This is a genomic window from Geodermatophilus sp. SYSU D00684 (assembly GCF_054050455.1).
The window spans coordinates 1-8,041 of the sequence record NZ_JBJGZI010000054.1 but is presented as its reverse complement, the minus strand read 5'-3'; the positions used below and the strand labels follow the sequence as shown (position 1 = coordinate 8,041).

Sequence of the window (8,041 nt, the reverse complement as noted above, 5' to 3'; positions counted from 1 at the left end):
CCCCCCCCCCCCCCCCCGGTACCCCCTCACGAACACGAGCGCCGCCGGGGCCCATCCGGCACCACCCCGGACCGCCCGGGCGCGAGAGCGCGGCGAGGGCCGCAGGCGAACGGGAGAACGGCATGAGCGACCGGCCGCAGGCGGTGCGCACCGGGGTCCGCCCGGAGAGCGCAGCCGGAGCGGACGGAGCCCCGGCGACGGGCTCGGCGCCCGCGACCGGCCAGACGCCCGCTCCGTCCGGGGCGACCCCGGCCGGGGCCACCCCGGCGGGGGTGGCCCCGTCACTGGCCAAGCCGGCCACCGGCCAGGCGCCCGCCCAGCAGGTGCCCCCGGTCGCGCCGCCGCCGCAGGCTCCCCGTCCGGCCGACGCGACGATGCCGGGGCCGGTGAGCGCCACCCAGGCGGTGCCGCCGGCCGCGGTGGCCGCCCCGCCGGCGGCGGCCCGGGCGCCCCAGCAGCCGCCCGCCGCCCAGCAGCAGGCCAGTAAGCAGGCCAAGAACCGCGGCAACCGCGGTCCGCGGCGCGCCCGGCTGCAGCTGCGGCACGTCGACACCTGGTCGGCGCTGAAGATCTCGCTGGTCCTGTCGATCGCGATGTTCTTCATCTGGATGGTCGCGGTCGGGATCCTCTACGGGGTCCTGTCCGGGCTCGGCGTCTTCGACACCCTCAACGACCTGTTCGGCCAGCTCGGCACGTCGCCGAGCGGCGAGGGCGGCGGCGACGTCATCACCCCGGGCATCGTCTTCGGCGGGGCGGCCGTCATCGGCGCGATCAACATCGTGCTGATGACCGCGCTGTGCACCGTCGCGGCGTTCATCTACAACCTCTGCGCCGACCTGGTCGGCGGCCTCGAGGTCACGCTCGCCGAGCGCGACTAGACGAGGGACCCGCGTACAGGGGCCGTCCGCGGCCCCTGTACGCTGGTCGAGGTCCACGGGCCTGTAGCTCAGGCGGTTAGAGCGCATCCCTGATAAGGATGAGGCCGGAGGTTCAAGTCCTCCCAGGCCCACCCGTGAACCGGTGCCCCGGCACCGCGACAGCGAGGCCCCGTCCGTGGCCGCCGTCGTACCCAGGAGGTACCGCGTGCTGAAGAAGCTGGCCCTGGCCGCCGTCGCGGCCGGCGCCGTCGCCGCCGTCCGCCGGCGCTCGTCCGGCAGCGGCAAGGCCGAGGCCGACCTCTGGCACGAGGCCACCAACGGCCCGCAGTCGGTCAGCCGCCCCACCACCCGCTGAACCCGGGCTCCCGCGCGGAGCTCCCGGGGACAGCGCCCCCGGGGACGTAGCTCAATTGGCAGAGCACCGCCTTTGCAAGGCGGGGGTTAGGGGTTCGATTCCCCTCGTCTCCACCGCAGGACGCCGGTGCGTCCGCCGCTCAGGCCAGCTGTGAGCGCCAGTCCTCCCGCAGCCGGTACCCCCGCCCCCGCACGGCCTCGACGGCCGGGGCCCCCGGCCCCAGCTTGGCCCGCAGGGTCCGCACGACGGCGTCCACGACGTTGCTGCCGCCGGCGTACTCGGTGTCCCAGACCTCCCGCAGCAGCTCCGGCCGGCTCACCGTGCGGCCCTCCCGGTCGCGCAGGCACCGCAGGAGGCCGAACTCCAGCGGTGTGAGCGCGACCCGCCGCCCACCGACCACCAGCTCGTGGGCGTCGGCGTCGAGGGCCGGCTCGTCGGCCACCCCGAGCTCCCTCGCCAGCAGCTCGACCAGCCAGCCGTCGACCGAGCGCCGCCCGAAGTCGAGCACCACGCTCGTGAACGGCCGGCCGTCGAGCACGACCGGGGGACCGGGGAGCGGGCGGAAGCCCAGCTCCCGGACGACGGGCCAGTAGGCCGGGACGTCCTGGACGACGACGAACATCTGCCGCAGCGCCGGGCGCAGCGCCATGTAGGTCCGCTTCACGTCCAGCCAGCACGCCGCCTGCGTCGTCCCCGGGGCCTCGCCGCGCTCCCGGTCCAGCCACCGGCGCAGTCCCAGCGCGACCTCACGGCGCCCCAGCGGGTGGCTGTCCAGGTGCCGGGCCCAGGACCGGACGACGGGGTCGTCGGCGACGGGGGAGTGCCGGATACGGGCGTCGTCGAGCAGCACGGAGAAAGCCGCCACGCCGCCGTCGCGGTCCCGGGAGACGGAGAACGCCGACGGCGTCGTGACCCACCACCGGTCCAGCAGCCGGGCGCCCTCGGGGCCCTCGTGCCGGCGCGTGATCGCCCGGACCGCGTCCTCGTCGAGGGTGCTCGCGGGCTCCACGGCCGGCTGCTGCGCGTCGGCGGGGAAGAACGCGGTCCGCACGACCGGGTTGTCGAGCAGGTAGAGGACGTCCGCGGTGTAGCGCCACAGCTCAGCGGGCGCCGCCGACCGCATCTCGTCGCGCAGCCGCCGCCACGCCGCGCGCCGGTACTCGCGGTGGCGCACCGGGTCGGCGGTGCGCAGGTGCCCGGCCACGGCGTCGCGGACCGCCTCGTGCACGACCGCGCCGTCCCGGCCGGCCACGACGAAGGGGAGCGCGAGCAGGCGCTCCATCGCGACGGCGCCGTCGCCGTCCAGGACGGCGTCGAGCAGGGACTCCGTGGCCCGGCGCAGGACCGAGGCCGCCTCGAGCGCCCGCCGCGTCAGCGGGTCGGCGATGTCCTCGAAGTACAGCCGGGTCAGCTCCTCGACGACGCGGGACATCGCCGCGTCCTCCAGCCCGAGCTGCGGGTTCTCCGCGACGCCGGCCGTCGCCAGGACCAGCGCCAGCGGGTGCCCGCGGGCGACGCGGTTGAGCCGGTCCGCCTCCGTCGCGGCCACGCCGTGCTCGGCCAGCAGCAGGCCCGCGTCGGCGTCGGACAGCGGGGCGAGCGGGACGGTGCGGAAGCCGGGCACGCCGTACCAGGCCGGCACCGGACGCTCACGGCTGCCGAGGACCAGGAGGGTGCCGGCCGGGAGCGCGGGCGCGAGGGTCCGGCGCAGCCAGGTGTCCATGAGCCGGAAGTGCTCGTACTGGTCCAGGACCAGCACGACCGGCGGCTCGGGCCCCTCCAGGGCGGCGACGAGCGCCTCCACGGTGGGGTGGCCGCCGAGGGCGCCCAGCAGCCCGCGTTCGGTCGGCTCCACGGTCCGGCAGTCCAGCGCCACGACGGTCGCGCCCGCGTCCGCCGCGAGGCCCGCGAAGGCGTGCAGCAGGGCCGACTTGCCGATGCCGGGCAGGCCGTGCACGTGCGTGGTGCCGCCGCGGCGCAGGTGGTCGAGCAGGAGCGTGACCTCGGGTCCGCGCCCCAGCAGCGGAGCGGCGCCGGGCCGCGTGGCCGCGCGCACGCCCCGAGACTGGCCGCCGGGAGAGGGGGCGGCAAGGGACCGACGTCCCCCGGCCGCCGGTTCCCCGGGTCACTCGGGCCCCGGGTCACTCCGGGACGACCTCCACGGTGACCGAGAGGGACCCGTCGTTGTTGTCGTACCAGCCGGGCGGGCCCTGGTAGTAGTGCGCGTCGGCGAAGCCGAGGAAGAGCCGGGTGGCCCCGTCCGGGGCGGTGACCCGGAGGTCGCGCCCGTCCCCGACGAGGAAGGTCTGGCCGATCTCCGGCGCGACGGGACGGGCGGTGTCGACGCCGGTGACGTCGAGCCGCGGCGGTGCCCCACCTCGCGGCGGGTCGTCGGTGAGGAACACCCCGGTGAGGAACATCCCGTTGTCGTCGGCGGCGATCCCGGAGATCCCGCCGCCGTCTCCTCTCGTGCGCCAGGGGAGCAGGGTGGCCCGCCGGCGGGCGCCGTCGAAGAGGGTTCGACGAGGCTCCGGTGAGGCCCGCTCCCCGTGCTCGGGGGCGGCGGAGCAGTGGGAGAGTGGGCGGCGTGACCGAATCGACCCCCGCACGCCGTGCCGTGCTCCACACCAACCACGGCGACATCACCGTCGACCTGTTCCCCGACCACGCGCCGAAGACGGTCGCGAACTTCGCGGACCTGGCCGAGGGCCGCCGCGAGTGGACGCACCCGGCGACCCGGCAGAAGAGCACCGACCCGCTGTACGACGGGACGGTCTTCCACCGGATCATCGACGGCTTCATGATCCAGGGCGGCGACCCGCTGGGTCAGGGCTTCGGCGGCCCGGGCTACCAGTTCGGCGACGAGTTCCACCCCGAGCTCAGCTTCGACCGGCCGTACCTGCTGGCCATGGCCAACGCCGGGCCCGGCACCAACGGCTCGCAGTTCTTCATCACCGTCAGCCCGACGCCGCACCTCAACCGCAAGCACACGATCTTCGGCGAGGTCGCCGACCAGAGCAGCCGCGAGGTCGTGGACCGCATCGCCAAGGTCCGCACCGGCCGCAACGACCGCCCCGTCGAGGACGTCGTCATCCAGTCGGTCGAGGTGCAGCGCAGCTGACCACCGGTTCCGACGACGGGGGCGCCGGCCGGCCGCCGGCGCCCCCGTCGGCCACCTGCTACCGCCACCCGGACCGGCCGACCGGCGTCCGGTGCGCGCGCTGTGACCGGCCGATCTGCCCGGAGTGCATGACACCGGCCTCGGTCGGCTTCCAGTGCCCCGACGACGTCCGGGCCGGTTCCGCCGGGGTCCGCCGTCCCCGGCCGGCCTCCCCTTGGTCCGGCGCCCGCCGCCGGTTCGGCCCCGTCACCGTCTCGCTGGTCGCGGTCAACGTCGTCGTCTTCGTGATCACGGCCGTGTCGGCGGCGTCGGCCGGCCAGAGCCCGCTGGACAACTGGCGCTCGCCGGTGTTCGAGGAGTTCTCGCAGGTCCCGGTCCTCGTCGACGTCTTCGGCCAGGACTGGCGGCTGCTCACCGGGGCGTTCCTGCACATCGGGATCACCCACCTGCTGCTCAACATGCTCAGCCTGCTGGTGTTCGGCCCCGAGCTCGAGGGCCGCCTGGGCTGGTGGCGCTACCTCGCCGTGTACCTGCTCTCCGCCCTGGGTGGCGCCGTGGCCATCCAGCTGTTCGGCGACCCGGCCCGGCCCGTGGCCGGGGCGTCGGCGGCCCTGTACGGCCTCCTGGGGTCCCTGGGCGTGCTGCTGCTGGTCGCCCGGCAGGACCTGCGCGGCCTGCTCACCCTGCTGGCCATCAACGTGGTCATCAGCTTCCTGCCCGGCGTCTCGCTGCTGGGCCACCTCGGCGGCCTGGTCGCCGGCGCGCTCGCCACCGGGCTGCTCGTCCTCACCCGCCGGCGGACGGCGGTGCAGGCGCTGTCGCTCGGGGCGCTGGCCGCGGTCCTGGTGACCCTCGCCCTCGCCGTGCCGGTGCCGCTGGCCGTCCTCGCCCTGTAGCGGGCCGTCCCGCCCCTCAGGCGGGCCGCCGCCCCTCCAGCGCCTGCGCCACGGCCGCCGGGTCCGTCCCCAGGTCCCGGCGGCCCAGCAGCACGAGGGTGCCCGCGTCGTCGGGGTCCGTCGCGGCGGTGTCCAGCTCCAGCAGCCGCGAGCGCACCCCCAGCCGCCGCGTCGTCCGCAGCCGCACCCGCAGGCCCGGCCACGGCAGCCGGGTGCGCCCGGTCAGCGTCCGCACGACGACGCCGGCGTCGTCCACCGTCAGCCGCGGCCGCAGGACGACGTCGCGCAGCGCCGCGCCCACCAGCAGCACGCCGGCGGCGCCGACCAGCACCCGTCCCGCCGCGTCGAGCCCCAGGGCGGCCAGCGCCAGCAGCAGCCCGCCGAGCCCGAGCGTGACCGTCTCCGCCGTCCGCGCCGACCACTGCACGTCCCCAGCCTCCCAGGACACCCGTGGCGAGTTCGTCCACAGGCCCGGAGGGGTGGGGACGCCCGTCCGCAGGTGGGGATCTGCCCTGTTCGGCCCGCGTGTCGACTCCTCGACCGCAGTGCCGTGCTCGCGCTCGGTGACCGTCCCGGTGCTGCGGTCATGTCGACACATCCACAGCTGGGTACACAGCTGGGGACAAAGCACAGACCTGTAGTTACTCGGCTGCCCTTCTCGTCACACGCGCCTCACCAGTAGCGAAAGCGCAGGTCAGCGCGGTGCAGTCGAACAGGCGTTCTCCACATGCGGTGGACAACCCTGGGGGTAGGGCGTCATGTCGACCTGTGGATCCACCGGTGGTGGATGCACAGCGGTCCACACCCCCGGTGTCCACCGCCGGACGGGCCCCGTGTACACGAGAGGCCCCCGTCCCGGGACCGGGACGGGGGCCTCTCGTGAGGGGGTAGGGGCTAGCGCCAGCGCATGGACATGATCAGGCCGACCACCATGGCGCCGAAGCCGATGGCGAAGTTCCACGCCCCCAGCGACACCATGAACGGGATCTGGTCGCCGGCCACGTAGTAGACGACGATCCACAGCAGGCCGAGCACCATGAGCCCGACCATGACCGGCGCGTACCAGCGCGGGCTCGGCTGGACGGCCCGTGCGTTGGCCGCGCGCGACTGCAGCACGCCCTCGGGCGGCGTGTAGACCGACTTCTTGCGGACCTTGGACTTGGGCACTCGGACCGTCTCCTGCTGACTCGCTGGGGTGCCGGTCCGTCGCGACCGGCACGATCTCCTCCCAGCCTAAGCTCCGAGGGGACCCGCACGGCCGCGCCCGACGGCGTGCCTCCCCCTCCCGTCCCCCCAGGAGCCCCCGTGACCGCCTCCGAGCCGCCGGTGGGCCCCGCCCGCCGCCGGTCGGCCTGGGGCGCCCTGGTGCCCGTGGTGGCGCTCGCGGCGGGGCTGCTGTTCGCCACCTCCAGCCAGACCGCGGAGGGCTCGGACCTGCGCGCCGGCGACGTCACCGAGCTGTCCGAGCTCATCGCCCAGCGCAACGAGGTCATCGCCGGCCAGCAGGAGCAGCTGGCCGCGCTGCAGCGCCGGACCGAGGCGCTCACCGACCAGGCGGCCTCCCGCGACGGCGCCGTCGCCTCGGCCCAGGCGGCCGGCGACGCCGGCGCCCTGTCGGCGGGCCTGGTCGCCCTCCGCGGCCGGGGTGTGGAGATCACCCTCGACGACGCCCCGCGCCGGCCCGACGGCAGCCTGCCGACGGGCGCCCGCCCCGACGACGTCGTCATCCACCAGTCCGACGTGCAGGCGGTCGTCAACGCCGTCTGGGCGGCCGGCGCCGACGGCGTGGCGATCATGGACCAGCGGCTGATCGCCACCAGCGCCGTCCGCTGCGTCGGCAACGTGCTGCTGCTCCACGGGCGGACCTGGTCGCCGCCGTTCGTCGTCACGGCGGTCGGCGACCCCGCCGCCGTCCGCGCGCAGCTGGCCGCCTCCCCGCAGGTGGCGGTGTTCGAGCAGGCGGTCGAGGACTTCGGGCTGACCTTCGCCGTGCGCGACCGGCCGGAGGTCACGGTGCCGGCCTACACCGGCTCGCTGGACATGGCACACGCCACAGCCGCTGACGGCTGAGCGGGCGCTGCTGTACACAAGGAGCGTGAGCAGGCCCGTCCTCGTCGTCGACAACTTCGACAGCTTCGTCTACAACCTGGTCCAGTACCTCGGCCAGCTCGGCGTGCGGTGCGTCGTCCGGCGCAACGACGCCGTCACCGTCGACGAGCTGCCCGACCTCGACGTCGCCGGTGTGCTGCTGTCCCCCGGCCCGGGCACGCCCGCCGACGCCGGCGTGACCGTCCCCATGGTGCGGGCCGCCGCCGAGGCCGGGACGCCGGTGCTGGGCGTGTGCCTGGGCCACCAGGCGATCGCCGAGGCCTTCGGCGCCGAGGTCGTCCGCGCGCCGGAGCTGCTGCACGGCAAGACCAGCGAGGTCGTGCACGACGGCGTCGGCGTGCTGGCCGGGCTGCCCTCGCCCTTCACCGCGACGCGCTACCACTCGCTGGCCGTGGACCGGGCCACCGTGCCCGACGAGCTCGAGGTGACCGGCACGACGGAGTCGGGCATCGTGATGGCGCTGCGGCACCGGGAGCTGCCCGTCGAGGGCGTGCAGTTCCACCCCGAGTCGGTGCTCACCGAGGGCGGCCACCGGATGCTGGCCACCTGGCTGGCCGCGTGCGGCCTGGCGCCGGACCCGGCCGTCGTCGAGGCCGCCGCCGCGGGCGCCCGCCGCCTCTCCGCCGCCGCCGTGTAGCCCCCGGGACGAGAGAGGGGCCCCTCCCGACCGGGAGGGGCCCCT

At 75.7% G+C, this 8,041-nt stretch carries 10 protein-coding genes and 2 tRNA genes; 8 read left to right on the top strand and 4 right to left on the bottom strand.

What is annotated here, in order from left to right:
* Positions 1–272 precede the first annotated feature (272 nt).
* The 4 genes from ACI79L_RS23795 to ACI79L_RS23780 all read left to right on the top strand — a co-directional run bounded on the left by ACI79L_RS23795 (position 273) and on the right by ACI79L_RS23780 (position 1,346).
* Complete coding sequence (locus ACI79L_RS23795; RefSeq protein ID WP_456939167.1) at positions 273–878, top strand: DUF3566 domain-containing protein; 606 nt, start codon at positions 273–275, stop codon at positions 876–878.
* Between the two features lie 57 nt (positions 879–935).
* Positions 936–1,009 (top strand) — tRNA-Ile (locus tag ACI79L_RS23790).
* A gap of 74 nt (positions 1,010–1,083) precedes the next feature.
* On the top strand, positions 1,084–1,233 hold the full coding sequence (locus ACI79L_RS23785; protein WP_456927731.1) for a DLW-39 family protein: 150 nt from the start codon (positions 1,084–1,086) through the stop codon (positions 1,231–1,233).
* Between the two features lie 40 nt (positions 1,234–1,273).
* Positions 1,274–1,346, top strand: a tRNA-Ala gene (locus ACI79L_RS23780).
* A 26-nt stretch (positions 1,347–1,372) separates the two neighbouring features.
* On the opposite strand, the gene ACI79L_RS23775 is transcribed toward ACI79L_RS23780, so the two are convergent.
* Positions 1,373–3,289: a winged helix-turn-helix domain-containing protein gene (locus ACI79L_RS23775; RefSeq protein ID WP_456939166.1), complete on the bottom strand. Its 1,917-nt coding sequence runs from the start codon at positions 3,287–3,289 to the stop codon at positions 1,373–1,375.
* An 85-nt stretch (positions 3,290–3,374) separates the two neighbouring features.
* Positions 3,375–3,653: a hypothetical protein gene (locus ACI79L_RS23770; RefSeq protein ID WP_456939165.1), complete on the bottom strand. Its 279-nt coding sequence runs from the start codon at positions 3,651–3,653 to the stop codon at positions 3,375–3,377.
* 167 nt (positions 3,654–3,820) lie between these two features.
* Here ACI79L_RS23770 and ACI79L_RS23765 point away from each other — a divergent pair, with 167 nt between their 5' ends.
* Both ACI79L_RS23765 and ACI79L_RS23760 read left to right on the top strand, forming a co-directional pair.
* The gene (locus ACI79L_RS23765; protein ID WP_456927734.1) at positions 3,821–4,354 is read left to right on the top strand and encodes a peptidylprolyl isomerase; all 534 of its coding nucleotides are present in this window, start codon (positions 3,821–3,823) and stop codon (positions 4,352–4,354) included.
* 128 nt (positions 4,355–4,482) lie between these two features.
* Entirely contained in the window at positions 4,483–5,250 is a 768-nt protein-coding gene (locus ACI79L_RS23760; RefSeq protein WP_456939164.1) for a rhomboid family intramembrane serine protease, read from the top strand.
* A gap of 16 nt (positions 5,251–5,266) precedes the next feature.
* Here the strand turns inward: ACI79L_RS23760 and ACI79L_RS23755 are convergent, their stop codons facing one another.
* Both ACI79L_RS23755 and crgA read right to left on the bottom strand, forming a co-directional pair.
* The gene (locus tag ACI79L_RS23755) at positions 5,267–5,677 is read right to left on the bottom strand and encodes a PH domain-containing protein (RefSeq protein ID WP_456939163.1); all 411 of its coding nucleotides are present in this window, start codon (positions 5,675–5,677) and stop codon (positions 5,267–5,269) included.
* A gap of 467 nt (positions 5,678–6,144) precedes the next feature.
* Complete coding sequence (gene crgA / locus ACI79L_RS23750; RefSeq protein ID WP_456939162.1) at positions 6,145–6,417, bottom strand: cell division protein CrgA; 273 nt, start codon at positions 6,415–6,417, stop codon at positions 6,145–6,147.
* A 138-nt stretch (positions 6,418–6,555) separates the two neighbouring features.
* On the opposite strand from crgA, the gene ACI79L_RS23745 reads away from it, so the two are divergent.
* Positions 6,556–7,320 carry a DUF881 domain-containing protein gene (locus ACI79L_RS23745; RefSeq protein ID WP_456939161.1) on the top strand — a complete coding sequence of 255 codons (765 nt, stop codon included), beginning with the start codon at positions 6,556–6,558 and terminating at the stop codon, positions 7,318–7,320.
* A 25-nt stretch (positions 7,321–7,345) separates the two neighbouring features.
* Complete coding sequence (locus ACI79L_RS23740; RefSeq protein WP_456939160.1) at positions 7,346–7,996, top strand: aminodeoxychorismate/anthranilate synthase component II; 651 nt, start codon at positions 7,346–7,348, stop codon at positions 7,994–7,996.
* Positions 7,997–8,041 lie beyond the last annotated feature (45 nt).

Excerpts from the sequence above, each read along its gene's own strand:
- ACI79L_RS23770 (WP_456939165.1), bottom strand. The coding sequence starts at position 3,653 with ATGTTCCTCACCGGGGTGTTCCTCACCGACGACCCGCCGCGAGGTGGG.
- ACI79L_RS23760 (WP_456939164.1), top strand. The coding sequence starts at position 4,483 with ATGACACCGGCCTCGGTCGGCTTCCAGTGCCCCGACGACGTCCGGGCC.